This is a genomic window from Polyangiaceae bacterium (genome assembly GCA_020633205.1).
Taxonomy (GTDB): domain Bacteria; phylum Myxococcota_A; class Polyangia; order Polyangiales; family Polyangiaceae; genus JAHBVY01.
This window is the reverse complement of sequence record JACKEB010000013.1, coordinates 125,441-151,278: the sequence shown is the minus strand read 5'-3', so window position 1 is coordinate 151,278 and position 25,838 is coordinate 125,441. Positions and strand designations below refer to the sequence as shown.

The window sequence follows — 25,838 nt, the reverse complement described above, 5'->3', positions numbered from 1 at the left end:
CGAGTGCTCGTTTTCCCGCAGGGCATTCTCCTTGGGCTAGGCGCGTTTTACGTCACGTTCGCCGAACAATGCCTTCGTCGTGTGCCAGATGGCACCACGAGCAGCGCGCAGCGCCGTCTGCGTGCCCCAGGGTTTGCCGCCGAAGTAGCGCATTCCAACCTGAAGGAACTCTGGATAGCGGAGCACGTAGCGCTCGATGGTCTCCCGCCGCGCCCCGTAGAACAAATCCACGCCCGCGGTGCGGGCGCGCAGGTCGATGCCAACGTGAGCGCGCCCTACCGCCGTAGGCCAGTCCTCGAAGCCCAGGCGACCGTCCGCCAGGCGCTCGCTCAAGTACTTACCCGCTGTAGCCCCATACTGGATCGCCTGAGCGATGCCCTCACCGCTCACTGGATCGATCCCCGCCGCTTCACCGACGAGCAACACCCGTTCCTGACTGATGGGCTGATGGGGCTCGAAGCCGCGCTCGGCAAAGCGCTTCTGGCGATAGTCCCCCAACTTCAGGCCTCGCGCCGCGAGCTCTTCAGCCAGCACCGCCTGAATGTTCACTGGACTGGCCTCGCCATCTCGCTTCAGGAGATAGACCCCGCGGCACATCATCTCCCGCCCGTCCACCAACGTGGGGAAGTCCCAGTAGTACCCCGGGAGATCGCCGCGCGTGAAGTCGAACAAGATCACATCCCGGGGCAGGTCGCCATCGACATGCTCCGTGTCCAGCTCCAGCGCCTGCGCGAGATACCGCGTTGAAACGAAACCCAGGCGCTTGCGCACCACGCTTCCCACGCCGTCGGCCCCGACGAGCACCCGCGCCTTCAAGCGACCCTGGGATGTCTCGAGCTCGAAGCCATCATGGGTCCGCCAGAACTCGCTCAGCGAGGTGCCTTGCAGGATGCGTATGCCGCGCGCCTCAGCCTGGCGGGCTAGTTCGTGATCGAACTGCTTGCGACGCACCACGCGGCCGATGTCCGGCTCGCGGCCGACCAGCTCTCCGAAGCGAGAACGAAACGCGATGCCGTGAAAGGCAACGCTGGGGACGTCGACCACCACATCGATGCTCTTCAGCAGCTTGTCCGCCCGCCCGCCAACGCCGCCGGCGCAGAACTTCTCACGTGGGTACGTGGCCTTCTCCAGCACCGCAATGCGATCGGTGAGATCCGGGCGGTGATGCGCGAGGAAGAGCGCCGTCGAGATCCCGGCTGGACCTCCTCCGACGATGACGACTTCGAACTCTCTCAAGACGAGGGTGACTTACACCAGCAGAACAGGCGGCGCTACACTGCAAACATGGCGTACTTCCGCTGGGTCGAAGGCGAGATGGAAGGCTACTTGATCGCCTGCGACACAAACGACGCGCGCCGCCTGCTGGGAGAGGCCGACAACCCGGCGCTGGTGATTGAGCCCCTCAGCGGGGCACTCGATCCCATCGACTTCGCAGAGGCTCAGGCGGTGCTGGGCGATCAGCATCCAGCGCTGCTCGGCCTGCGCAGCCTGGGATTGAGCCTCGCGGAAACAATCGTGCAACGTAGCTCTCACTTCGGGGGCTTGCCCCGGTTAAGCCAACAGATCGACTGGCCGGGCGGAGCGAACCCGCTGCCTCTACTGCTCGAGCTGGATCTAGCGGAGGTGACGGACGGGGGTTGGGGGGGGTTCTTTGGGTTTCCGGCGACGGGCTACTTGGCGCTCTTCTTCGATCTTCGGAGCTCGAGGCGGGATTTCGCGGTGTGCTACAGCCCGGCAGGTTCGCCGGTGCGGAGCGCGCCAGTGGGTAGCGTGGCGCTAGAGCCTCGCAGCGTCGTGAGTGGGCTCGAGCTGACCTCCCCCCACCCTGAAGATCCAGCGGTGATCGAGCTCCTTGGCGACGACGTGGAGCTGCTCGAGTCCTACGCGGCGCTCTATGCAGAGAGCGCAGAGGGCTGCCATCGCCTGCTGGGCCACGCGTACTGGATCAACGAAGAGTGCGCAGTGCCCGAGGGATGCATTCAGCTATTCCAAATCCGCGGGGAACCGGGCAGCTTCGGAGTCAACGCGGAAGAGTGCTACTTGCACGTGTTCATGCCTGAAGCGGACCTAGCCGCGCTCGACTTCAGCCGCTGCGAGCTCGTGCTTCAGCTGGGCTGAGCACGCAGCCTACGCAGGCGCACAAACAGCAAACGGCCCGGAGCCGAAGCTCACGGGCCGCTTGTCTTTCTTGGGCTCAGCTCGAAGTCAGTTGGTCTCTTCGAACTCGGCGTCGATCACGTCGCCCTTGCTCTTCTTGTCCTGAGCCGCGTCGGCTCCAGGCACGCCCGCTGCACCAGGTTGACCACCAGCGCCCTCGTAGAGCTTGGCTGCCATCTCGTGGGCCGCGGTCTGCAGGTCGTTGAGCACGGTCTGCACCTTCTCGTCGTCCTGCTTCTCCAGGGCATCGCGACCGTCGCGCATCAGACCCTCGATCTTGCTGGTGTCGAAGCCTTCGAGCTTGTCCTTGTTGTCAGCCAGCTGCTTCTCGAGGTTGTAGATGGTGTTGTCGAGTTGGTTGCGACGCTCCACCTGCTCGCGGCGGGCCTTGTCCTCCGCCTCGTGCTTCGCGGCGTCGTCCACCATCTTGCTGATCTCGTTGTCGTTGAGACCGCTGTTCGCCTCGATGGTGATGCGCTGATCCTTGCCAGTGGCGGTGTCACGCGCTGCGACCGAGAGGATGCCGTTGGCGTCGATGTCGAAGGTGACCTCGATCTTCGGCATACCACGCGGTGCCGCGGGGATACCATCCAGGTGGAACTTGCCAAGGGTGCGGTTCTGCGACGCCTGGGCGCGCTCACCTTGAAGCACGTGGATTTCTACCGAGGGCTGGTTGTCTGCAGCCGTGGAGTAGGTCTCCTTCTTCTGCGTCGGGATGGTGGTGTTGCGGGGGATCATGACGGTCATCACGCCACCCAGCGTCTCCACGCCGAGGCTCAGCGGAGTCACGTCGAGGAGCACGACGTCTTGCACGTCGCCGGCGAGCACGCCGCCCTGGACCGCGGCGCCGATGGCCACGACCTCGTCGGGGTTCACGCCCTTGTGAGGCTCTTTGCCGAAGAACTTGGTGACGGTCTCCTGCACCAGCGGAATCCGCGTGGAACCACCGACCAGCACCACCTCATCGATGTCGCTCGGCTGCTTCTTGCTGTCGGCCAGCGCTTGCTTGACGGGCTCCATGGTGCGCTCGATCAGCGGACGGATCATCTGCTCGAGCTTCGAGCGGGTGAGGGTCTTCTGCAGGTGCTTCGGGCCCGATGCGTCCGCCGTGAGGAACGGCAGGTTGATGGTGGTCTCCTGCTTGCTGGAGAGCTCGATCTTGGCTTGCTCCGCAGCATCCTTGAGGCGCTGGATGACCATCTTGTCGCCCTTGACGTCGATGCCGGTGTCCTTCTTGAACTCGGCCTCGAGCCACTGCATCACCGCCTCGTCGACGTCGTCACCACCGAGGTGCGTGTCGCCGCCGGTCGCGATGACCTGCACCACGTTGTCGCCCACCTCGAGGATCGAGATGTCGAAGGTACCGCCGCCGAAGTCGTAGACCGCGATCAGCTCGTCCTTCTTCGAGTCCAGGCCGTACGCCAACGCAGCCGCGGTGGGCTCGTTGATGATGCGCCGCACTTCGAGGCCAGCGATCTTGCCGGCGTCCTTGGTGGCCTGGCGCTGGGAGTCGTTGAAGTACGCGGGAACGGTGATGACCGCTTCCGTGACGGTGGTTCCGAGGTACGCCTCGGCAGCCTGCTTCAACTTCAAGAGCACCTTCGCGCTCACTTCAGGCGCCGCCATCTGCTTGCCACGCACTTCGATGCGCGCGTCGCCGTTGGGGCCCTTCACGACCTTGTACGGCACGCGCGGCAGGTCGTCGGTGATCTCATCGAAGCGGCGGCCGATGAAACGCTTGGCCGAATAAACCGTGTTCTCCGGGTTCGTCACCGCCTGGCGCTTGGCGATCGTGCCGACCAGGATCTCTCCCTTGTCGTCCCATGCGACCACCGAGGGGGTGAGGCGCGAACCTTCCTCATTGACGATGACCTTCGGCTCCTTGCCTTCCATCACCGACACGACGCTGTTGGTGGTGCCGAGGTCGATTCCGATAATCTTGCCCATCGTTCTCTCCTAAATCGTGCTTTCGCTGTCGCGAGCTGAAATCCTTCAGGCTTGAACCACTTTGCCGTGGGTCGACTCACGCTGCCGATGCACCGCGAGGCCTTACCCAGAGCACCGGCTCGGAAGCCAGTGGCTCAGGCCCTTGCGCAGCGTCCCTGGCGTTCTTAGGGGCTCCAGTGGTGCTGTGCTTGAACCTCGTTGATCCCGGGGAGGCTCCCCGAGGGGTCAACTGGGTCGCCAAACTAACCACCTGATCCAGGGGGTCAACCGCTTGACTTCATTCAGCCATCACGGCGGCTTCCCGAGCGCAGAAGTTGGGTTGTCCACAAGCGTTGGCAAGGGCGCAGGTGCGAAGTCAGCGGTTCGCGGTGAAGAACGCCCTGCTTCTCTTGGGGTTGGGGGTGAGGCGCGCCAGGTGCCAACGGGGTCCGTCTCATTTGCGTTGACAGAAGGCGCGCCGCGACTACCCTCCCCGCTCCTAACCCGCTTAGGGGCTGTAGCTCAGCTGGGAGAGCGCCGCGTTCGCAATGCGGAGGTCTGGGGTTCGATCCCCCACAGCTCCACGAAAAACATCTTCGCCCGGGCATCTGCCCGGGCGCGATTGTTTTGTCCGTGCGCATGCGCCCGTAGCAGCACCACCTCACTGCTCGATGGCGATCAGCACACTGCGTCCGGGCAACACGTACTGAGCGTCACCCACAGGGAAGGCGCTCGGCGAGTCGACGCAGCTGCCGAACGCCGCGAACGCCTCACTCGTGTCACACACGATGTCCCAGGCGAGGCCGGGTGCAGTCGGTGGAAGGTCGAAAACGATTGCTTCGCTCCAGCCGTTGTAGGCCACGAGCAGCGAGCGCGCCGGATCGCCGACTTCGTCGCCATCCAGGCGAAACGCCAGAAACTGACGCGCCGGATCATCCAAGTAGGCGGCGCTGGCCTGCTTTCCTTGGTCGTCCAGGAACGCAACCAGCGGCAAGTCATCTCCGTCCGTGTCGGTGTCTAGAGGCCGATAGGCGCTTGGGCGCAGCGCAGGGTGATCCTTACGGAAATTGAGCAAGCGCGAGCTGAAGTCGAAAAAGGCGCGTTCGCTCTGCAGAGCTGACCAGTCGATCCAGGTGCCCACGCTGTCCAGGTTGTACGGATTGTTGTTGCAGCGCTGGCTGCGGTACAGCTCGTCGCCTCCGACGATCATCGGCACCCCGGCACTCACCATCAAGAGCGCGAGCGCCGTGCGCGTGCCCTGCCGCTGGTAGGCGTCGTTTCCGCGATGATCCCAAGAGCGATTGTCGTCGGTGCCCCCGTCTGAGGGCCCGAAGGGCCACGCTTGATCATTCTTTTTGGCGTTGCACGAGTTCAGGTCGCGCAAGGTGAAGCCGTCATGGCTCACCAGGAAGTTGATTGAGCTCGTCGGGGAACGACCATCATCTCCAAACAGCGACCAGCTCCCGCTCAGCCGATCGGCGAGCCAACCGGGGGTCACCTGGGCACTGCCCAGCAGGTTCAGATCGTCGCGCAACGTATCGCGGTAGGCGCCGTTCCACTCCGCCCAGCCAGCAGGAAACTGCCCCAGCTGAAACGTGCCCGGACCAGTTCCCCACGGCTCGGCGATCAGCGCCACTCCGGGTAGCTCCGTCACGGCCCGGCGCAAGATCCCGGTTGGGTCGCCGCCGTCGAACTGGAAGCAGCCGCGCTCGCACTGGTTCGCCAAGATCGGGGCGAGGTCGAAACGGAAGCCGTCGACTCCCAGTGTCTCGTGCCAGTAGCGCAGCGAGTCGATCACCAGATCCCGCGCGAGCTGACTCCGCGCGGCAAGATTGGGTCCCACGCCGTTGTCGTTCTGATAACCGGCGGGGTCTTGAGCGAGCTGGTAGTAGCCGGTGTTGTCGATGCCACGCCACGAATAGAGCGGCGCGATGCTACCGCCGTCGCCCCAGGCGCCTCCCTCACCCGTGTGGTTGTAGACGACGTCGACGAAGACGGAGATCCCCGCGTCGTGGAACGCCTTCACCATCGCTTGCAGCTCCCGCGTCGGGCCGCCCGGAGATTTGTCCGACGCAAAGCGGCGATCCGGCGCAAAAAAACTCAGGGAGCTGTAGCCCCAGTAGTTGTCGCCGCTCGCGGAGTTTGGGTCGATGTCGTTTTGGTCGTTCTGCGTCTCATGCAGCGGCAAGAACTCCACCGCGGTGACTCCTAGATCCGCGAGGTACTGAGCCTTGGTCGCCGCGCCTGCGTAGGTGCCGCGCAGCTCAGCAGGCAGCGACGCATCCGCCTGGGTGAAGCCGCGTAGCTGGACCTCGTAGATCACTTGCTCGCCCAGCGGGCGCGCCGGCAGCGTGCCGACATCGACTTGGGTCGGTAGCAACGCGATCCCTTTGGGTGCCTCCAAAGCGCTATCTAACAGGCGATCTTCAGCACCTGTTCGGAACATCGCGCCAGAGCGCTGCTCAGGGTTGATTGGATCGTGACTCAGCTCGACCGCGTAGGGATCCCACAAGAGCTTGTTCGGATTGAAGCGGTTGCCTTCAGCGTCCACGTCGGAGACGAAGCCGGCGTCGCTACCCGGTACCCAGTCCTCTGCATAGGGCCAGTTCGGGCCCCAAGCGCGCAAGCCGTAGAACACCGTGCCCGATAGCCCGGCGGCGAGGAGCTCCGAGCGCTGCACCCTGCCCCGAAACACACCGTCCGCGTCCGGCTGGAGCTCAACACGCAGCACTTCGGCTTCGCCGCTCGCGGCGGCGTAGAGCCACGCTTCGATCCGCGTCGCGGCTTGACTCCGCACGGATAGGTGGAGGTTGCGCTCCGTGTCCCACCGAGCGCCCCAGCCCTCGGGCGGGGCGTTGGTCGTTCCGGCGGTACCCCCTGCTCCACCGGTCGTTGCGCCTGCAGCGCCGCCGGTACCAGCGCCGCCAGTACCAGTGCCGCCAGCACCTGCACCGCCGGCGCCGCCACTACCGCCGCTCGCCGTCTGCCGACTTGAGTCGTTAGCTGCGCTGCAGGCGACGAGCGCCGCGCACAGGCACCCGGCGCTCCCTAACCCCAAACCCCAGAATCGCACGCGACCAAGACGTCTCATAGCTGGTGCGGCACAGCGTAACTCAATTTAGAGTCATGACCACCCCGTACCGCAATTTGCCTGCGGCTCGCGGCTTTTGCCTGTGAAAAAGCCAGCGCCGAAGGCAGCGAGAAGCGATGCGTCAAGCTGGGTCGAGCGCGCTCCAGTAGACTCGCGACTGTGTTCGACTTCCTCAAGCGACGGCGCCGAGAGGCCCTCAAAACGACCCCGTTGGATGGCGAGCAACGGGCGATCCTCGAACGCAACGTTCCGTACCTCAAACGCTTGTCCTCCGCGGATCGCGAGGAGCTCGAAGGATTGGTCCAAATTTTCCTCGCAGAAAAAGAATTCGAGGGTTGTGGCGGCCTCGAGCTCACCGACGAAATGCGCCTGACCATCGCCGCCCAAGCGTGCGTCTTGCTGCTCCACCGAGAGACAGACATCTATCCCGATCTGGACGTGATCCTCGTCTACCCGAGCGCCTACAAGGTGCCCGCTGGGCACGCCGAGGGTGGGATTGTGCTCGAGGGGGACCAAGCCCGCCTGGGTGAGTCGTGGACCCGCGGCATCGTCGTCTTGGCGTGGGATCACGTGAAGTCCGGAGCGGCGCAGCCTGCCGATGGCCAGAACGTCGTGCTGCATGAGTTCGCTCACCAGCTCGATGGCGAAGATGGCGCGATGGACGGCGCGCCGGACCTCGGCACACGTGCGCGCTACACGTCGTGGGCCCACGTGCTCGGCGACGAGTTCAAAGAGCTTTCCGAGCGGATTCACGAAGGAAGACGCAGCGACATCGATCCCTACGGCGCCACCAACCCCGCGGAGTTCTTCGCCGTGCTGACGGAGATGTTCTTCGAGAAGCCGCGCGCGCTGCAGAAGCGGCACCCGGATCTATACGAAGAGCTCTCGAGCTTTTATCGGCAGGATCCGGCGAGCGACCTCGACTGAAGCCAGGTTGATTGTCGAATCAACGTTGCCCCGCGGAGTCGAGAGCAGCAAGCTCTGTGCATGAACTCGACCACAGAAGCCGGCAGCGCAGCTGACCGCTCGGCTGAGCTCTGGAGCGCACTGCGCGGTGCTGAAGAAGCGCATCAATACCTGGAGCTGTACGGTCCGCCCGCGCTCTCGAGTGCGTTCGATGTATCAGGCTTAGCCGCAGATAGCATCGGCGTAGCGAGCCTGGCAGTCGCTGAACTAGCCAGCCTGCGCTCAGGCGTTCGCTTCCCCGAGGTAATCGTCAGTCGCTTGGAAGCGAGCGCCGCGTTCCGTTGCGAGTCGCTACAAGCGCCTGAGGGTTGGCCCTTACCTCCCAGCTGGGATCCCATCGCGGGTAACTATCGCGCCCAAGATCGCTGGATCCGTCTGCACACCAACTACAAGTCACATCGAGACGCTGTGCTCAGCGTCTTGGGGGTGACAGCCGAGCGGGAAGCCGTTGCGGCCGCGGTTTCCCGCTGGGAGGCTGAGGCGCTCGAGCAGGCGGTAGTCGACGCCGGAGGGGCCGCTGCGTGCATGTACGCGCGAGGCGAATGGCTGAACTCCGACGTCGGCCGCGCCACGGCTCAGGAGCCCCCCGTCGCGCTGCTCGAACGCGGTGTGAGTACGTCCCCGCTCGGCCCGCTGCCAACCGGAGAGCGCGGTGGAGCACCCCTCGCTGGCGTTCGCGTCTTGGATCTGACCCGGGTGATCGCGGGGCCACTGTGCACTCGCTTCTTGGCGGCCTACGGCGCGGATGTGCTGCGGGTGGACCCGACGGGTTTCGAGGAGGTACCGGCTCTCCTCCCGGAAACGACCATCGGCAAACGCCGTTGCTTTCTCGATCTTCACACGCCAGCGGGCAAGCAGCGCCTGAGGGAGCTGGTCGCCGCCGCCGATGCGCTCGTCGTGGGTTTACGCCCGGGCGCCCTCGAACGCTTCGGGCTCGACGCCGAAGCGCTTCGCGACCTCAATCCGAACCTCGTCGTCGCCGAGCTCGACGCCTATGGCTGGAGGGGCCCGTGGTGCGGACGCCGCGGCTTTGACAGCCTGGTGCAGATGAGCTGCGGGATCACGGCGCACGGCAGCGATGCTCCCGGCGCACTACCTGCTCAGGCGCTGGACCACGCCGCGGGCTACCTGCTCGCCGCAGGGGTGTGTCGTGCACTCAGCCAGCGCATGCGTGGTGAGCTCATGCATGTTCGGGCATCGCTACTCGGCGTGGCAAACCACCTTTGGTCACGACCGATCGCTGACCCCACGCCCCGTGTGGAACACTGGCCCGACGAACTATTCGAGAGGGCCGAGACGGCGTGGGGACCGGTGCGTCGGGTGCGCTGCCCGGGGAAGCTAAGCGGCATCAGTCCCGCTTGGACGCGAACGGCTGGGAACCTGGGAAGCGATGCGCCGAGCTTCGGCGACGGGTGAGAGGCGAAGGAAGGCCGCTCACGCAAGCTTTCTCAGCTTGGGCTCTCGATTCCAGTTTCGCGTTTTTGCCCATTCGATGAACTCATCCACGCCAAGCTCGAGCACGGCCTCGTCGTCGACGTCGATTCCGCTGGCGTCGACCAGCGCCTTCGCGCCTGCGTCGTAAGCGACCGCCTTCAGGTGACCGAAGGCATCTCTCACGAAGTCGACCGCGGCCGCGTCGCTTTTCAACGATTCCGCTCCTGGCTTGGAGAGCACGAGCGCCACCGCATCGAAGTTCATCGAGGGTGTTCCCTCGAGCTTGCCGTCCGCGTCGAACGTGCCCTTGCTCGACCAGCGCAGGTTCATCACCCTTGGGGCGACGATTTGCGTCGTTCCCCCAGCCTTCTTCGCTGCCGCGCGGATCTTGTCAACCGTCGCCTTCGAGCTTCCGTCGGCGCACAGAATGCCAACGACTCGCCCCTGGAGTGACGGGTCAGCCTTTTGAATCAAACCCAGTGCAGGCGACGCGGGATGGTCCACGGGCTTGACCTTGCACGGAGCGGCCGCCGGAAGCTTGCTGAACCCGAGCCCATCGGCCACGCGCTTGGCGAGTCCCTCATCGACGTTCCGCAGCAGCGAAACCATGCGGTCCCGCACATGCTGTGTCTCCACCTTGGAGAGTTCGAACACCAGGGCCGAGGCAATGTGGGCGCGCTCGATCTCCGACTGGCTGAAGAAGAACTGTCGAGCCTGGCTGTAGTGATCGGCAAATGAGTCTGGGCGCAGACGGCCCCGCGCCCCCTCATCGCGTGAGGTGACTGCGCTTCTGAATCCGCTCGCAGTTTCCCGTGGACTCGTGGGCTCGAGGGATGAGGGCTCGTACGCCACGCGCCCCTTGTTGACCCGAGAACGCATCTTCCCGTCGCGCTGATTGTTCGCGAAGGGACACTTGGGGGCGTTGATCGGCAACTCGTGGAAGTTCACCCCACCAAAGCGTGAGATCTGCGTGTCCAGGTACGAAAACAGGCGCCCCTGCAACAGTGGATCGTTGGTGAAGTCCATTCCCGGGACGATGTTTGCGGGACAGAACGCCGCCTGCTCAGTTTCCGCAAAGAAATTATCCGGATTCCTATTGAGCACCATCCGACCGATTTCGGTCAGCGGAACCAGCTCCTCAGGGATGAGCTTCGTCGGGTCCAGGTGGTCGAATGGGAACTTCTCGGCTTCCTCCTCGGAAAAGAGCTGAACGGCGACAGTCCACTCGGGGAACTGCCCCGACTCGATCGCCTCGAACAGATCTCTGCGGTGAAAGTCCGAATCAGCTCCAGCGATCTTTACCGCCTCATCCCAGACCAACGACTGCAGACCAAGTTTCGGACGGAAGTGAAACTTCACGAACGTGGACTTTCCGCTCTTCGAGATCAGGCGAAACGAGTGGATTCCAAAACCTTCGATCATGCGTAGCGACCGCGGTATCGCGCGATCCGACATGGCCCACATGACCATGTGCATGGCTTCTGGGGTGAGGGAGATGAAGTCCCAGAAGGTGTCATGGGCGGACGCCGCCTGAGGGAACCCGCGATCTGGTTCCATCTTTACCGCGTGGATCAGATCGGGAAACTTGATCGCGTCCTGGATGAAGAACACCGGGATGTTGTTGCCGACCAGATCCCAGTTGCCCTGCTGGGTGTAGAACTTCACGGCGAAGCCGCGCACGTCTCTTGGTGTGTCAACCGACCCAGCGCCCCCGGCAACCGTAGAGAAACGCGCAAAGACCGGCACCTTCTCCCCCACCTCGGTTAGCACTGCCGCGGTGGTGTACTTCGAGAGGGAGCGCGTGAGCTCGAAGTAGCCGTGAGCGCCAGAGCCGCGCGCGTGGACGATGCGCTCGGGGATGCGCTCATGGTCGAAGTGGGTGATCTTCTCCCTGAGGATGAAGTCTTCCAGCAGCGTCGCCCCGCGAGGCGCGTCCTTCAGTGAGTTCTGATTGTCCGCAATCTCCACGCCCTGATTCGTGGTCAACGGGGGGTGTTTACCTGTAGCCGGCTGGTGAAGCTCGTCTCCTTCACCACGGTGCTCGGTCGCCTTCGTGCTTCGCTTCGTGTTCGGCATCGGCGGGGCATCAGCAACGAACGTGCCCACACGCGCACGTGGAAGACGCTCGTTTCTGAGCACGACACTGCGCGCTCCCGCCTCGCCCCGCGGAAATGCCCCGCACGCCAGGCACAAAATCGACGAACCCGCGAAGACGTAGCCTCGCGGGTTCGAAATCAGAGTCTACTAGCTCACTTCCGACGGCGGCGCGTCAGCCAAAGCGCGAGGCCCAGGGCGCCGACGGCCCACGGCACCGGCTTCGCGGGGTCCTTCTCCGGAGGGGAGAAGCTGCACGCCGTGCTGGTGCCGGCGTCGCCGCTGGCGAAGTGGCTCTCTGGGAAGCAGTAGCCGGAGTCGGAACAAGCGAAACCGTCGCCGCACTCCTCGGATGAACCGCAGGCGGCGGTGCAGACCGAGACGGTGTCGCTACTCAGCTGACCACACGCGCCGCTAGCGCACTCGCTCGAGGCGCCACACGGCAGGCCTTGGGGCTTCCCAGTCGAAACGCTGCCACCCGAGCCGCCGTCGCCTGCGGTGCCAGTGCCGCCGGTACCGCCATCACCTCCAGCGCCGCCGGTCCCCGGCTGCCCACCGGTGCCGCCGGTACCGCCCGTGCCTGGCTCTTGAGTCGAGCCCGTGGTGACCCAGGTCGCCGGTGTGTAGCCGCCCTTGTTGGCTGCATCGAGAGCGATCTCGCGGATCCAATCGCCCCAGTGAGGAACGGCGCCGTAGACCGGCGTGCTGCAGCCTTGTCCGCCGCGAGAGACCACACCGATCACGCGCCCCTGGTCGTCCAGCGCCGGACCGCCCGAGTCACCACTGCAGATGCCGGTGTCGCCTTGAAACTCGTTCTGATGGACGCCGAAGCCACAGCTACCTTGATCACACTGCACGACCAAGTTCTCGCGCATGCGTCGGGTGCCGGCGCCACTGGTGTCGTTGGTGTTGCCGAATCCAACGGCCGTGTAGACCTCGTTGCGGCGCACCAGCTGATCGACCCGCGGCACGTAAGGCTCCGCAACCGAACCTGGCACGTTCTGCTTCAGGCGAATCAGCGCGACGTCGAAGCCACAAGTATCGTTGCCGTCGGCGGGGACGAAGACTTCAGCGCCCTGAAAGTACTGTGCACTCTGACTGAGGCGGTCCTCATACGTGCCATAGAGCTGCGACCCGGAGTAAGGGGTGCCGAAGGGCGACTGATTGCAGATGACGTACTCACCCGTGGTCGGCGCCACACAGTGCCGCGCGGTAAGGATGAGGTTTGGAGCGATCAGGGTTCCCGAGCAAATCCCCCCAGACGCATACGAGAACAAGCCAAACACCGACTTGTGGGTCGAGTCACTCACGCCACCCGCGATGGGTTGCATGTTCTTGCTCAGGACCACCGGCTCGCCTTGCTCGGTGGAGCAAGCGGCAACGGAAAATAGAAGAGGAACAGCCAGAAGGAGTCGACGCATAAGAGGCAGCCTACGACGGTGAAGGGGATCGGTTTTACGGAGGTGTGCGCGACTAAGGACGCGAGCCTTTGCGCCACACGCGCAGCTCTCCACGCAAAGAGCAAAGCCACCAGCGCTCGGAGGGCAGCGCCGGTTTCCCGTGGAGAGGCCTGAACCATACGGCTGGTGGAACACCAATTCCAGTCGGTGGATCATTTCCACCCCGGTGGAGAACCTCGAAGAACCCGCTGTTTCAAGCTGTCTCAGCTGGTCCGTCGAGGACAATCGGAAACTCCGGCGCACCGCGCTATATGGCAGACATCCTTGAACTCCTATGGAAATGTCCAGTCCGCCTCGTCTTGCTCCGCGTCATCCACGCGCTCACCCAAGTGTCCCTTGTTCGCGCCTCCCGGGCCGGGCGAAAGCAGCGCTAACTCATGACGGCGATCGAGATTGAGCGGCGCATCGTGGCGCCGAGCTTGGAGGTCTGGCGCGCGATCAGCACCGCCAAGGGCCTCGCGCTCTGGCAAGCCGACGAAGTGAAAGGTGACGTGACCGAAGGCTCCGTCATCGAGCTTGGCTGGCCTGCCCTCGGGGTGTCGATGGAGCTCGACGTCGCCGAGGTCGAACAAGGACGCAGGGTGGTTCTCCAAGACATGGACACCAAGCTCGTGATCGAGGTGATCGCTGGCGGGCTGCGCCTCACCCACGAGTCGGTGCACGCTGATGACCTGGAAGGTATGAGTTCTTCGTGGCGGCTTGCGCTGAGCCAGCTTGGGCATAGCCTCGAGCGCCATCCAGGTCTCGAGCGAAAGAGCCACTGGGCCGCGCAACCGCTGCACGCAAGCGCAGAGACTGTGTACGCGTTCGGCACCGAACCCGCGCTCGCCAGTCGCTGGCTCTGGAGTGGTACCGTGGGGCAAGAGGGAGAGCGCGCCGAGCTGCGCATCGCCCAGCGTCCGTTGAGCGGCCGCGTGTTGTGCCACGTCCCTGGACGCGACTTGAGCATCGTCTGGGAGGAGGAAGCTGCGAGCACCCTGAGCCTGCGCACCCTACCCAGCCCGTTCAGCGCCGATGAGCGCATCGTCGCGCTGGTGTGGAGCGTGTGGCAGCCCGCAGAACTCGAGAGCGACCCCCATGCCGGCGAACACGAGGCGCTCAAGAGCCAACCTGAAATATCGGTCATCGCAGAGCTCGATCTGGCGCTCGAGCGCCTGAAGCATCAACTCCAGGGCGCGGGCGACGCCTGAGCGACGACCCGCGAAAAGAGCCGATTCGTCAGCTAGCGAGGGTCGGCGCAGCAGCGCGTCCCGGTGGAGTAGTCGAAGTAGCCAGCGGGGTGGTTCGCGACCTTGGCTTCGCACCCAGCGCGAGTGTTCCGCGAGTAGAATCCCCCACGGAAATGGCCCTTGGGGTCTTCGACCCACTCATCGAGGTTGCCGACCATGTCGTAAACATCACCACCCGGCCAGTGGCTCAGGCAGCTCTTCGTCCCACCGGTGTCCCGAAGCCCTGGGTCGACGCCGTTTTCCAGCACCAGGTTCAGCCGCGGGTCCCGATGCCCGCTCGAAGCATCCAGGTGCAGTACATCCGCCGGGTGGAACTCTCGAAACACATTGCAGCGCCCGGCAACGTAGTCATCGCCGTACGGAAACTTAGTCTTCGCTTGGCCCTTGCAGGCGCTCTCCCACTCTTCGTCCCGACACAGGCGCTTGCCAGCAGCGGCGCAGGCGCGCTTGGCCATGTAGTAGCTCATGTATCCTTGAGGAACCACGCCAGGCTCTGAAACGGCACGCAGCTTGAACGGCTTTTTTTGCCAGCTGGGGAGCGGCGGGAGGGGCATGGCGCGGGCGCGCTCGGGGCCCACATGCGGCCGTTCGAGGACCCACACCTTGCGGATCTTGTTCAGGATTCGATAGTCTGGGGGATAGAACGGCGAGAGCGGCTGCCCTTCGGGTGTCTCGGTGCGCACCTCCCAGCGGTCAATGCAGAACGCACCGACCCGCTGCATTTCCGGAAGGCAACCGCGAGTTCGAGTCGGGGCAGCGATGGGTTTCGAGCCTTCCGACGCGCCACTAGCGGCGACCCTCGGCTGCGCCAACGCCTCTCGCGTCGCGCTCGCTGCGGAGAGCCACAGCGCCAGTGCGATGCACCCTCCCCCCCAAATCCAAGCGCGGCTCGGGCTCAGTCGACGCCGCGCCGAGAGTTCGCCACGGGGCTGCATGGGTCTTCAGGCGGAACCGACGGTGCGAGTCGTGAAGGCCAAGGCAGAGGCGCCAATGCGCTCATACGCCTTGGTCCAGAGCTCGTCTCGAGAGACGTCGAAGACCAGCGACGCATCAACATCTGTCGGCAGCCAGGCACCGGCGCGGATTTCGTCTTCGAGCTGAGAGGGCGCCCACCCCGCGTACCCGACCAAGCCAAACAAGCTGGGCGGCATCTTGCCCTCGGCGACGGCTTCCAGAATCTTGCGAGAGGCAGTCGCCGTGACTCCCTCACACACCTCGAACTGCCCATCGATGTCCGGCAGCTTTTCTTCCGTGCGGTAAATCAACCAGACCTGCTCCTGGGACACGGGACCGCCGATGCGCACCGCACCGTCCGTGTCGACCCGCGTGTCGCCGATGTCGGCGCGCTCGAGCAGGTCTTCGAGGGTCATCACGTCTCTACCGTTGATGATCCAGCCGAACGCGCCGTCAGGCCCGTGTTGCGCGAGCAGCACGACAGAACGGTCGAAGTTCGGATCTCCGAGCGGAGGAGCTGCGATCAACAGACCTGGTGCCAGCGAACTCACCCGTCACACGCTACTCCCACCCGAGGGCGCTGTCCAAAGCTGGCTCGGCCCAACTCGAATTCTCACGATTCCCTAGCTGAGACGGAAGCTCGCGTAGGCCACGACGCGGCTGTCGTCGCCTGTCACGAGACCGGAGTGCCCATACTTCATCAACTCCGCGCGTGAAGCACCGAGCTCCCGCACGGCGCACAACGTCGCGCAGGTGGGCAGGAAGCCACACATGCTGATGTCTTGCTCGACGACGCGCTGGTAGAGCGCGCGCGGATCCAAGTGCAGCACCGCGTCGAGCGCTGGTGCGTCCGCGCGCTGCGCTTGCTCGGCGCTCAAGAAGTGCGACATGTCCGTGCTCGCAACAATCAGCGGACGCTCAGCCTCAGGCAACTGAGCGATCACACTCGCCATGGCCGCTCCAACCTCGGCGCTTTGCTCATAGCGCAGCGGACCCAGACAGATCGGAACCACGCGCAGCGCGGGCTGACGCGCCTGCAGCAACGGCAACAGCACCTCGATCGCGTGCTCGCCGAAGTGCGCGCTGTCATCCGCCTGCAGCACCGACGTGCGCGCGAGCAATGAGTCTGCCAGCGCTTCGTCGATCGGCACTCGATCGATGCCGCACTCCCACTCACCCCGCGCCCACACCGCGCCACGAGCTCCCTGACCCGTGTGATTCGGACACAGCACGATCACGCGTTCCGGGATCCGCGTCTGAGCGATCGCCTCGCCTGCGATGGCACCGCTGTAGACCCAGCCAGCATGGGGCAACACCAAAGCAAGCGCCGGTTGCTCCGCTCTCGGCTCACCGAGACACACCGCCAGCTGGCGCTCAATCTCCCTCGGACTGCCGGGATAGAAGCGCCCGCGGACTTGCGCTGGTCGTGTGTGCATCCTTACGAGCTTACGCCTCACGCACGTGCAAATCGAAGCGTCGATCGATGAAGCGGGATAAGCTCGCGCCATGAGTGCCCTGTTGCTGCCGGCCTTGCCTCGCGCGTCCGCGCCTCTGCTGCGCGACGCGCTCGACCACGTGATCGAGGCGGCCCTATCCCAAGCGGGAGCGAGCGGTGTGCGCGCCCTTAGCGGTCGCCTACCAAGCAAGCAAAGCCTGCTCGATGGACAACGAGCACTGCGCGCCGCTCCAGACTCCAATGACGCTCGCGCCCAGCGCGCGTTGCTCGAGTGTGCGCTGATCGTCGCGTCAGCTGACGAACTCACACCAGAGGAGCAGACGGCCCTCGAGCGGTTGTTTCAGCAGGTGCTAGGTGACGCGGAAGCCGCTCAACTGATTCAGGAGCTACAGCGCCACCTGGAAGTCGAAGGCGTCCAAGGCAGCTTGAGCCGCGTCGCGGACCAACTCGTGAGCTTCGAGCAGCGGGAACAAGCGTTGTCATTCGCGGTGCTTGCAGCGATCGCGGACCGCGAGCTGGGCGAGGCGGAAGCGGATCGCCTGCTGGACCTCGGCGCGCGCTTCGGGTTTGGAGTGGGCGAGGTCCAACGCCTGGTCGACCGCATGGCCAAGGCGCTCAAGAACGCGCTCGCCTCATCCAACCTCAGTGGCTAGCCACACGACGACCCCGCCGATCTGAGCTAGGCCGGTTTCCCTAGTGCGAGCCAAGTACCGAATAATTCTGAACTTTCCGCGCGTCTTTTGGCGCACGAGGCGGATTGTTGCGGTAGCGAGTGCCACCTAGTTCCGTGGATTGCCCGGACGTTGCTAGAGTGCCGGCAGATGCGCGTCACATTTCATGGGGTTCGGGGCTCGGTACCAGCGCCAGGACCGAACACCGCTCGCTACGGGGGCAACACCTCGTGCGTCGAGGTCGAACTCGCAGATGGCTCGCGCTTGGTGTTGGACGCGGGCACTGGACTTCGCGAACTCGGCAAGAAGATGGCCCCGGGGCCTGCTCGCGTGCATCTGCTGCTCTCCCACACCCACTGGGATCACGTGTTGGGGCTTCCGTTCTTCGGTCCGCTCTGGCGCAAAGAGACGGAGATCGTCGTCTACCCGTTGGCGAGTGAAGCCCAGGAGCGCTTCCGCCAAACGGTAACGCTGTTCGATCCAATCCACTTCCCGATCGGGCTGGACGACATCCCGTCGACGATCGACTTCACGAAGCCCGCCGGGGACGTCTGGCAGATCGGCTCCGCGCAAGTATCTCGCATCCTGTTGAACCACCCGGGGGGCGCCCAGGGCTTCCGCATCGTGGACGACGATGGCTCCAGCGTGTGTTACCTCACGGATAATGAACTCGCAGCGCCAACCGGCGCCGTGATTTCACTGGACGAGCTGGCCCGCTTCGCTGCTGACGCCGATCTGTTGATCCACGACTCCCAGTACATCAAGAGCGACATGCCCGCGAAGGTGGGCTGGGGTCACTCGGTGGTGGATGACGTGCTCGAGCTCGGAAAGCTCGCGCGTCCGAAGCGCCTTTCGCTGTTCCATCACGACCCGGATCGCACAGACGACGCCCTCGACGCAATCGGCGCCGCCGCAGAGACGTGGCTCCAAGAATTCGCGCCCGAGTGCGAGCTTTCGGTCGCCAGCGAAGGCGACACCATCGAGCTTCCACCGCGCTGAAGTTGCATGGGCACTGACGTCTACGTCACCAAAGCGGACGGGGAGCGGCAACCTCTCGACCTGACGAAGCTCAAGCGCTCCCTCGCGCGCTCTGGGGCTGCCGAAGCGCTGATCGAGCGTGTCGCGAAGCGCGTCAGTTCACGGGTCGACAACGGGATCCCCACGGATAAGCTGTATCGCATCGCCTTCCGTCAGCTGCGCAAGGAACGTCGACACATTGCTGCACGCTATAGCCTCAAGCGCGCGGTGATGCAGCTTGGACCCACGGGCTATCCGTTCGAGCGCTTGATCGCCGCGCTGCTCCACGGTGAGGGCTGGCGGACCGAAGTTGGCGTGAACCTGAAGGGCGCGGTCAATCACGAGATCGACGTGTTGGCTCAGTTCGCCGAAGGACCAAAGAGCCACCGATTGCTCGTCGAGTGCAAACACAAGATGAGCGGCGACGCGAAATGCGACGTGAAGACAGCGCTCTACGTGTCTGCGCGCGCCCGCGACCTGCTGGGAGATCTCCACGGAAACTCCGATCAGTTTTGGTTGGTCACCAACGGTCGTTTCACCGCGGATGCGATCGTGTACGCAGAGAGCGTGCACCTCGGCCTCCTGAGCTGGGACTATCCAGATGGCGACCCGATCAACGTGCCCGACTACCAACGTCCCAGTGTGCCGCCGCCGCCGGTGCTGGAGTTGGATCTGCCGCGCCGGAACCTGGCTCAGCGCATCACCGATGAGCTGGCGTTCCCCATCACCTGCCTCACGAGCCTGAAGCAACGTCACAAGCAACAGCTCCTCGACGAGCGCATCGTGCTCTGCCGTGAGCTCGACGCTCATCCAGAATTGCTTCAGAAGCTACGGCTCGACGCCGCTCAGGTCACCGAGGTCCGCCGTGAGCTCTTCGACCTGCTGAACCCCCTGAGTATCGAGCCGAGCCCAGGCTCCACTCGGGGTTAGTCCCCGGTAGATCCGAATGTTTTTTCGGGGGTGAGGCGCGGCGTCGGGCGCTTTTCACCGATCGCGCTCAAGCTCGAGCTAAGGCGACCGTTACCAGACCCTGTGAAGGCGCAGAGCGAACCTGTCCCTAGCCCGGCCCGTACGGAGTCTGGCGCGCGCCTGCGCACTGGGTCGGAAACGCACTTCGCACATAAGCCAACCGCTCCGGAGATGCCGGCAGTGCGGATAAACACCCTGGAGCGCCCCTGGCTGCCAACCCGGCCGCCCCTCGGCGAACAGCCGACCGCGAGAGTCGAGTCGGGCTGGCGCTACGAGCGTCCTCAGCGCTCGAGCTACCGACCGCTCCACGAAGACGAATTCCTCGGGGAAACGTTCGAGAGCGAAGAAGAGCGTGAAACGGGTCGCTTCGAGGTCATTGAAGCGACCGGTTCGATCCCGCCAGCACGGGAGACGCCAGTGTTGGTGCGCATGGACGGGCATGGCGCGGGAGCCGTGCGGACCATCCCTCCAGGTGGCATCGTGCTCGGTCGCAGCCCCTCCGCCGACCTACAAATCGATGACGCTGGCGTTAGCCGCAAGCACGCTCGGCTCCACTTGAAGTCAGGTGAGATCTGGCTCGAGGACCTGGGCTCTCGCAATGGCTGCTATGTCGGCGGGCGTAACGTGACCAGCCTGCAACTCCGCGATGGAGACTGCCTGCAGCTCGGTCCGCGCGTCAGCTTCCGTTTCTCCCTGATGGATGGTCAGCAGAAGTCGATGCTCGAGCGGCTGTATTCCTCGAGCATCCTCGATCCACTCACCGGCGCGCACAATCGCCGCCATGGTGAGGAGCGCCTAGCTGCTGAAATCGCCTACGCGGTGCGCCACCGTTCCATGCTGAGCGTGATCTTGGTCGACCTCGATCACTTCAAACGCGTCAACGACGAGCACGGCCACCAGGCGGGCGATGCAGTGCTCAAGCACCTGGCGAAGCTCGCCAAGCGTGAGCTGCGAACGGAAGACGTGTTCGCGCGCTATGGCGGGGAAGAGTTCCTGGTGATCGTACGCAACGTCGACTTGAACGGCGCCTTCTGTGCTGCCGAGCGGATACGCAGCGTGGTCGGGCGCTCCCCAGTGGACCACGAAGGGAAGCAGATCCCCGTGACCCTGAGCGCGGGGTGTGCGTCCCTGGATTGCGTGACCGCTCCCACGGCCCAAGAGCTCATTGCGGTCGCCGATGCGCGGCTCTACGAAGCCAAGAACCGCGGACGCAACTGCGTGGTCATCGACCCCATCTAGCAAGCGATTCCAGCCCGTACCGTTGAAGTGGTCCTGGCGCTTGAACAGCCAAGCTGAAACGTAGTTAAAAGTAGCACTTCTCACATTGCGCTTGGACCGAGCTTCGGTCAGCCTGCTCGGCATGACGCGAGTGGGGTTGGGAACGGTGTGTTTAGCGTTGCTTAGCCTGAGCACCGCCTGCGGCTCGGATTCGGGCGGAAGCGAAGGCAGCGGCGCGACGGGAGGCACTGGCGGCAGCGGCGCGAGCGGCGGAGGCGGAGCCGGAGGAAGTAGCGGACAGGTCACGCTGCCTCCTGAGGAGGAGCGCTGCGGCTCGAAGCTGTTCGAGATCTCCGAAGATCCTGGAGAGCGCGGCCCGTGGCCCGTCGGAGCCCGCACGTTGGATGTGGGCGGCGTCACCACCGAGATTTGGTACCCCGCGGAATACGCCAGCGAGCGCGGGCAAGAGAGCGTAGTCTACGATCTCAGGAATTGGTTGCCCGACGCAGAGCAGGGAAAGATCCCCGATGAGGACAACCCCTGGCAAGCCTGCGATTGCTATCGCGACCTACCCCTGGACACAGGGCGCGGCCCCTACCCGGTGCTGATCTTCATTCACGGCACCGCAGCGTTCCGCACCCAGAGCCTGAGCCAGATGACCCACTGGGCAAGCCGAGGGTTCATCGTGCTGAGCCAGGATCACCAGGGCCTCTATCTGGGAGACTTGTTGCAGTTCAAGTTTGGCGCTGACCTACCGGGAGACACCAGCGCCTTGCTCAGTGCGCTAAGCACCGGGAGCGCCGGCCTCGATTTCCTCGGGGATCGAGCGGATCTCACGCGCATTGGCATGGCCGGCCACAGCGCGGGCGGCGGTGGCATCGCTGGGTTTGGTCAGACCGCCGGGGTCAAGGTGCTGATCCCGATGGCCTCAGGCGGCGTCGACCCTGCGCCGGAGTCCACACTCATCATGGGCGCGCTGGACGACGGTGTCGTGGCCTTCTCGAGGCAGAGCGACGCCTACGCGGCAGCTCCACCCAAGAAGCGTTTGGTAGGCCTGGGCAACGCCGGGCACTTGGCCTTCAGCGATCTGTGTGGACTCACCAACACCCAAGGCCAAGACCTGGTAGCCGTCGCCCAGGCGTACAACATCACCAACGCGAACCTCGCGACCATGCTGTGGGATGGCTGCGCCGACGGTCAGCTGGCTCAAACGAGCGCGACGGAGGTGGTCAACTTCGCGACCACTGCGGCGTTCGAAGAGCTGCTTCAGTGCTCAGCGAGCGCCGGACAGGCGCTCTCGGGGATCCAGGCGACGTTCACGGCCGTGAGCCAGTACGAGGAACAGCTGAACTAGCTAGGACCATTGGCCCCGAGACGCGCCTCCCTGAATCCCTGACAGCGCCCCCAAAAATCCGCCATCTAGGCTAGGCTCTGGATCGGCGCCAAGCTGCTGCCGATGCGGGCCTTGCAAAGTCTCGCTAGACATTGCATGGCATGCGCCGAGCGGAACGATGAGCTTCGGGGACTTGCTTGCGACGGCCTTCTATGGGGCGACCTTCCTGGCCCTCGGCTATTTCGTGCACAAGGTCTTCTGGCTGACGCGCTTCCGCAGCCTCCAAGCACGACTCGTCCAAGAGGCGGCCGCGGCAACGCAGGAGCGCACCCACCGCGCGCGCAGCCAGTGGAAAGCCAAGGCCTCCAAGATTTGGCGCAAGCTATCCGGCGACTTGAAGGACGCCGACGCGGAGCTGTACTCGCTGCGTGTGGAGCGTCAGCTGGTGGAGCTGCGCGAGGCCATCCGAGCGAAATCCGTACGGAAAGACTTTGTGGAGCGGCTGTTCTCGGCGGAGCCGGCTGAGGAGATCGAGCCGCTCTCGATCAGGCACCGCAAGGGTAAGCGAGACGCGGTGAGCTTGAAGCCGAACTTCGGGCGCCTGGAGCGCGAGCCCGCGCCAGACGAAACGAACTTCAAGCTCGCCCTGCGCTCACGCTACGGCTTCGTCCGGCGTGCGCTGGTCTTCTTCTTGGGTGCGGCTGACGTCGTCTACAGCTCTCAGCACCTCGCGCGCATGAGTCAGAACGCGCAAATGCCCCTAGGCGTGCTGCTCCGCCGGCTGTCCTTGGTGGTGCTGATCGTCAGTGTGGTGCTGATCGACATCGCCCTCGGCGCGCGCCGGCGCCTGATTCACGAAGTCGACCTGTGGATGCACGGCCGCTTCAAGCTGCCAGGTCACGGCTTCTTCACGGATACCATCAACGAAAACGCACCCACGCTGATCGCCCTCGGGCTTTGGTTGGCGGCATACGGTTTGGTGTACGTCGGGCTGTATCTCTTCTTGTACTCCAAGTCTCAGCAGGCCGTGAGACACCTGCAGCAGCTGAACGCGGGCGCCGCGGAGCAGCGCGAGCAGATCTACCAGCATCACCTGACCCAGCTCAGGCTCTGGGTGGATCAGTTTGCGCACACCTTGGACGAGGCAACGGACATCACCGTCAGCCAGGCCAGCATGCTGACGGATCGCGCGATTCACCGGCTCCGGCAGCGCATCGTTCCCCAGACGCTCCTGGTGTGCGCCGAGGAGCTGTCGAAGCGCATCTTCAAGAAGCTGCCCGAAGCAAGCAACAGCCTGCAAGACGCGGCGACGAGCTACGACCACAGCTTCAGGCATCACCTGTGGCCACGCATCGAGGAGATGAACTACCAGCGCGAGTTCGCACGCTATCGTTCCGCGTGGCAATATCTCGAGTCGACCCTCAGCGACCTGCAAAGCGAAGTGCCTCACGCGGAGCAAGCCTTCGAGCTGTGGGGAACACTGGAAGGCTACAAGCGGCTGTTTCCGGAGCTGGACGCGGAAGAAGTCCTCGCGCCCCTGGATGACGTGCTGCCCCAAACCCTCGAGCAGCTGATTGAGGGCACCGAAGCAGAGCTCCTGGAGCTCGATCGCGAACTCGAAGAGCTGGTCAGCGCCCTCCAGGACAAGTTCGACACCGCGAGCAGCTTGGTGGAGAGCCGCATCGAGGTCACCCGTAACGCGATGCGCTCCGACCTGAACCAGCTCTCACGAGAGATCTTGCGGGCTCGTGAGCAGGCACGGCTCGAGGCGATGGCGTTCGAGATCTAGGAGCGCTCAGCTTCCGTCAGCAGGCACGCAGCGGTTGTCCACGCAGGCCGCTGCCGGCGCGGGTTGACCACACCGGGTGCAACCCGCCGCTTGGCAGGCTTCCAAGTCTTGGTCCAAGCGCCTGATCTCCGCGGGGTCCGCGGACTGGTTCACGTAGAACGTGCCTGAGCAGTGGTCGGTGATCGTCGAACAGCCGCTGATCCGAACGATCTGGCAGTCGCTGACCTTCTTGCAGCTCCGCTTGAATTCCACGTACGCGAGTAGGGGCGCGTTAGAACAATCGCCAGCACAGGCGCCATCGAACGCCCAAACTGGACCTGAGGCGTGGCACGACCCGACGGTCCACTCCGTGCCGTTCGGGCAGGAGTACCCGCACGTAGGCGACCCCCACTCGAGCGTGGAGTCCGCGCAGCTGGAACCGGGCGCTGGCTTTTCCGCGGGGCAAGGTGGCGGTGGGTTGCCAACGAAGGGCTCGGGGTGGCGCGGCGTCCAGTCGCCACCCCGGCACTCCACGTCTGCGTCGGCGCAGTAGTCGTAGGGCAAATCACAGTTGCCGCCTGCCTGCCAGTAGCCCGCTGAGTCGCAAGTGAAGCGAACGGTCTGCTCGCTGCTTTGACACGCGACCGCGTAGTCGCAAGTCGTGCCGGCGCCAACACCAAGACACCCGAGGTAGCGCGGAGCCTCTGCCGGGCACTCTCCAGTGCCGCTACCTGATGAACCGCCTTCGCCCGCGGTGGAAGTCCCCCCCATTCCGCCGACGGAAACTCCGGCACTCCCACCATCGCCGCGCGAAGCGCCGCCATCTGAATTGCCGCCACAACCACTGAGCACCGCTGCCGTCGTCACCACGAATGGCAAGCGCTTCCGCGAGGTCTTCATATCTCCCAAAGCCTACCAGCAATCACCACGACCGCCAACTCAAAGGCAAGACGCGAGCGGCCCCAGCGACGGCGCAGATCATTTACCTCTCGGAGTATCGTCTGGCCCTTGTTTCCTCCAGGCAATACTTCGAGCCCCCTAACTCGCGGGCTGCGGCACGCACTGCCGTTCCACGCAGGCCGGCGGAGGCGGAGTATCCGCGCAGGCGGCGCAGCCTCCCGTCTGCTGGCACTGTGTCAGGGCTTGATCGAGCCTGCCAATTTCCGTCGCATCGGCGTCTTGGTTTACATAAAGCGCACCGGAGCAGTGATCCGTGACCGACGAGCATCCGCTGGTCTGAACGATTTGGCAGTCGCTCGCGGTGCTGCAGTACTTGTGCTGCTCGACGTAGCCTAGCAGGCCTGAGTTGGAACAATCACCGGCACACGCACCGTCGAATGCCCACGTGGGGTCTTCGTTGAGGTAGCAAGACCCCACAGTCCACGTCTGGCCGTCCGGACAGAAGTAACCACACGTCGGTACCCCAAAGATGGTTCGGTCGTCAGCGCAGCTACTCCCAGGGTCACGTTTTTCCGCGGGGCAAGGCGGAGGAGGATCGAGCTCATCGTCATACTCGAACCAGCTCCCGTTGTGGCAATGGATGTTGGTCCAACCGCAAGACTCCCATTCGTTGCTGCACGAGGAGGGCTGAAGCTCCCACCGGCCATTACAAACGTAGGTGAAGCGCTGGGTCGCGGTCTGACAGGCGACGTCGTACTCACATTCCAGCCCTCTGGGGACGCTGGCGCAGCCACTCCCTTGCCAGGGTCGCTCCGCGGGGCACTCCCCAGAGCCGGTACCCCCAACGCCGCTGCCAGCGACGGCACCGCTGCCGCCAACTGCACCGCTGCCGCCGACTGCACCGCTGCCACCGACCGCGCCGCTGCCACCGACCGCACCGCTGCCGCCGACCGCACCGCTGCCGCCGTTGTTTCCAGATTCACCGTTCGTCGAACCATCGCACGCAACGAGAGCAACAACTGCAGTGGTCACCATGAGCGGCACGCGCAACGCCGCTAGCTTACCTCGAGGCTCTGCGCCCAGACCTGTCTTCAGATGCATGCGGGGGCCGGAGCAATCCCCATGCCACGCGCTGAAACCGCGACCACGATGCGCGGCCGCACACTTTGGCACAATTCGAAACCGCGACCTTGCG

Annotated in this window: 20 protein-coding genes and 1 tRNA gene; 11 read left to right on the top strand and 10 right to left on the bottom strand. The window is 64.3% G+C overall.

The genetic code is table 11. The features are described 5' to 3' along the window. Positions 1-36 precede the first annotated feature (36 nt). Positions 37-1,236 (bottom strand): FAD-dependent monooxygenase, encoded by a 1,200-nt coding sequence (locus H6718_16980; protein MCB9587095.1) that lies wholly within the window; start codon positions 1,234-1,236, stop codon positions 37-39. A gap of 48 nt (positions 1,237-1,284) precedes the next feature. Here H6718_16980 and H6718_16975 point away from each other — a divergent pair, with 48 nt between their 5' ends. Further along, entirely contained in the window at positions 1,285-2,118 is an 834-nt protein-coding gene (locus H6718_16975; GenBank protein ID MCB9587094.1) for a DUF1963 domain-containing protein, read from the top strand. 87 nt (positions 2,119-2,205) lie between these two features. Here H6718_16975 and dnaK read toward each other — a convergent pair whose 3' ends face one another. Then, positions 2,206-4,104, bottom strand: coding sequence for a molecular chaperone DnaK (dnaK, locus tag H6718_16970; GenBank protein MCB9587093.1), 1,899 nt, complete (start codon positions 4,102-4,104; stop codon positions 2,206-2,208). 490 nt (positions 4,105-4,594) lie between these two features. On the opposite strand from dnaK, the gene H6718_16965 reads away from it, so the two are divergent. Next, a tRNA-Ala gene (locus H6718_16965) sits at positions 4,595-4,667 on the top strand. Between the two features lie 77 nt (positions 4,668-4,744). On the opposite strand, the gene H6718_16960 is transcribed toward H6718_16965, so the two are convergent. After that, entirely contained in the window at positions 4,745-7,156 is a 2,412-nt protein-coding gene (locus H6718_16960; protein ID MCB9587092.1) for a glycogen-debranching protein, read from the bottom strand. Positions 7,157-7,333: 177 nt separating this feature from the next. Between H6718_16960 and H6718_16955 the strand changes: the two genes are divergently transcribed. Both H6718_16955 and H6718_16950 read left to right on the top strand, forming a co-directional pair. After that, a complete protein-coding gene (locus H6718_16955; protein MCB9587091.1) occupies positions 7,334-8,101 on the top strand; it encodes a zinc-dependent peptidase in 768 nt (255 codons plus the stop codon). Positions 8,102-8,161: 60 nt separating this feature from the next. Next, positions 8,162-9,556, top strand: a complete 1,395-nt coding sequence (locus H6718_16950) for a CoA transferase (GenBank protein ID MCB9587090.1) — start codon at positions 8,162-8,164, stop codon at positions 9,554-9,556. Positions 9,557-9,574: 18 nt separating this feature from the next. Here the strand turns inward: H6718_16950 and H6718_16945 are convergent, their stop codons facing one another. Both H6718_16945 and H6718_16940 read right to left on the bottom strand, forming a co-directional pair. Next, a complete protein-coding gene (locus H6718_16945; GenBank protein ID MCB9587089.1) occupies positions 9,575-11,650 on the bottom strand; it encodes a catalase in 2,076 nt (691 codons plus the stop codon). A gap of 173 nt (positions 11,651-11,823) precedes the next feature. Further along, positions 11,824-13,089, bottom strand: a complete 1,266-nt coding sequence (locus H6718_16940) for a S1 family peptidase (protein MCB9587088.1) — start codon at positions 13,087-13,089, stop codon at positions 11,824-11,826. A gap of 416 nt (positions 13,090-13,505) precedes the next feature. Here H6718_16940 and H6718_16935 point away from each other — a divergent pair, with 416 nt between their 5' ends. Beyond that, positions 13,506-14,318: a hypothetical protein gene (locus H6718_16935; GenBank protein MCB9587087.1), complete on the top strand. Its 813-nt coding sequence runs from the start codon at positions 13,506-13,508 to the stop codon at positions 14,316-14,318. Between the two features lie 32 nt (positions 14,319-14,350). Here the strand turns inward: H6718_16935 and H6718_16930 are convergent, their stop codons facing one another. The 3 genes from H6718_16930 to amrB all read right to left on the bottom strand — a co-directional run bounded on the left by H6718_16930 (position 14,351) and on the right by amrB (position 16,747). Then, positions 14,351-15,292: an SUMF1/EgtB/PvdO family nonheme iron enzyme gene (locus tag H6718_16930; GenBank protein ID MCB9587086.1), complete on the bottom strand. Its 942-nt coding sequence runs from the start codon at positions 15,290-15,292 to the stop codon at positions 14,351-14,353. 6 nt (positions 15,293-15,298) lie between these two features. Beyond that, a complete protein-coding gene (locus tag H6718_16925) occupies positions 15,299-15,862 on the bottom strand; it encodes a YqgE/AlgH family protein (GenBank protein ID MCB9587085.1) in 564 nt (187 codons plus the stop codon). A gap of 72 nt (positions 15,863-15,934) precedes the next feature. After that, positions 15,935-16,747: an AmmeMemoRadiSam system protein B gene (gene amrB / locus H6718_16920; protein MCB9587084.1), complete on the bottom strand. Its 813-nt coding sequence runs from the start codon at positions 16,745-16,747 to the stop codon at positions 15,935-15,937. A gap of 70 nt (positions 16,748-16,817) precedes the next feature. On the opposite strand from amrB, the gene H6718_16915 reads away from it, so the two are divergent. The 6 genes from H6718_16915 to H6718_16890 all read left to right on the top strand — a co-directional run bounded on the left by H6718_16915 (position 16,818) and on the right by H6718_16890 (position 23,764). Further along, entirely contained in the window at positions 16,818-17,420 is a 603-nt protein-coding gene (locus H6718_16915; GenBank protein MCB9587083.1) for a TerB family tellurite resistance protein, read from the top strand. Between the two features lie 168 nt (positions 17,421-17,588). Then, positions 17,589-18,437 (top strand): MBL fold metallo-hydrolase, encoded by an 849-nt coding sequence (locus H6718_16910; protein MCB9587082.1) that lies wholly within the window; start codon positions 17,589-17,591, stop codon positions 18,435-18,437. Between the two features lie 6 nt (positions 18,438-18,443). Beyond that, complete coding sequence (locus tag H6718_16905) at positions 18,444-19,385, top strand: restriction endonuclease (GenBank protein ID MCB9587081.1); 942 nt, start codon at positions 18,444-18,446, stop codon at positions 19,383-19,385. Positions 19,386-19,604: 219 nt separating this feature from the next. Next, on the top strand, positions 19,605-20,663 hold the full coding sequence (locus H6718_16900; GenBank protein MCB9587080.1) for a GGDEF domain-containing protein: 1,059 nt from the start codon (positions 19,605-19,607) through the stop codon (positions 20,661-20,663). Positions 20,664-20,784: 121 nt separating this feature from the next. Then, positions 20,785-21,996, top strand: a complete 1,212-nt coding sequence (locus H6718_16895; GenBank protein ID MCB9587079.1) for a hypothetical protein — start codon at positions 20,785-20,787, stop codon at positions 21,994-21,996. Positions 21,997-22,153: 157 nt separating this feature from the next. Continuing rightward, positions 22,154-23,764, top strand: a complete 1,611-nt coding sequence (locus H6718_16890; GenBank protein MCB9587078.1) for a hypothetical protein — start codon at positions 22,154-22,156, stop codon at positions 23,762-23,764. Positions 23,765-23,770: 6 nt separating this feature from the next. On the opposite strand, the gene H6718_16885 is transcribed toward H6718_16890, so the two are convergent. Both H6718_16885 and H6718_16880 read right to left on the bottom strand, forming a co-directional pair. Beyond that, on the bottom strand, positions 23,771-24,643 hold the full coding sequence (locus tag H6718_16885; protein MCB9587077.1) for a hypothetical protein: 873 nt from the start codon (positions 24,641-24,643) through the stop codon (positions 23,771-23,773). 138 nt (positions 24,644-24,781) lie between these two features. Next, positions 24,782-25,744 (bottom strand): hypothetical protein, encoded by a 963-nt coding sequence (locus H6718_16880; GenBank protein MCB9587076.1) that lies wholly within the window; start codon positions 25,742-25,744, stop codon positions 24,782-24,784. Between the last annotated feature and the right edge of the window lie 94 nt (positions 25,745-25,838).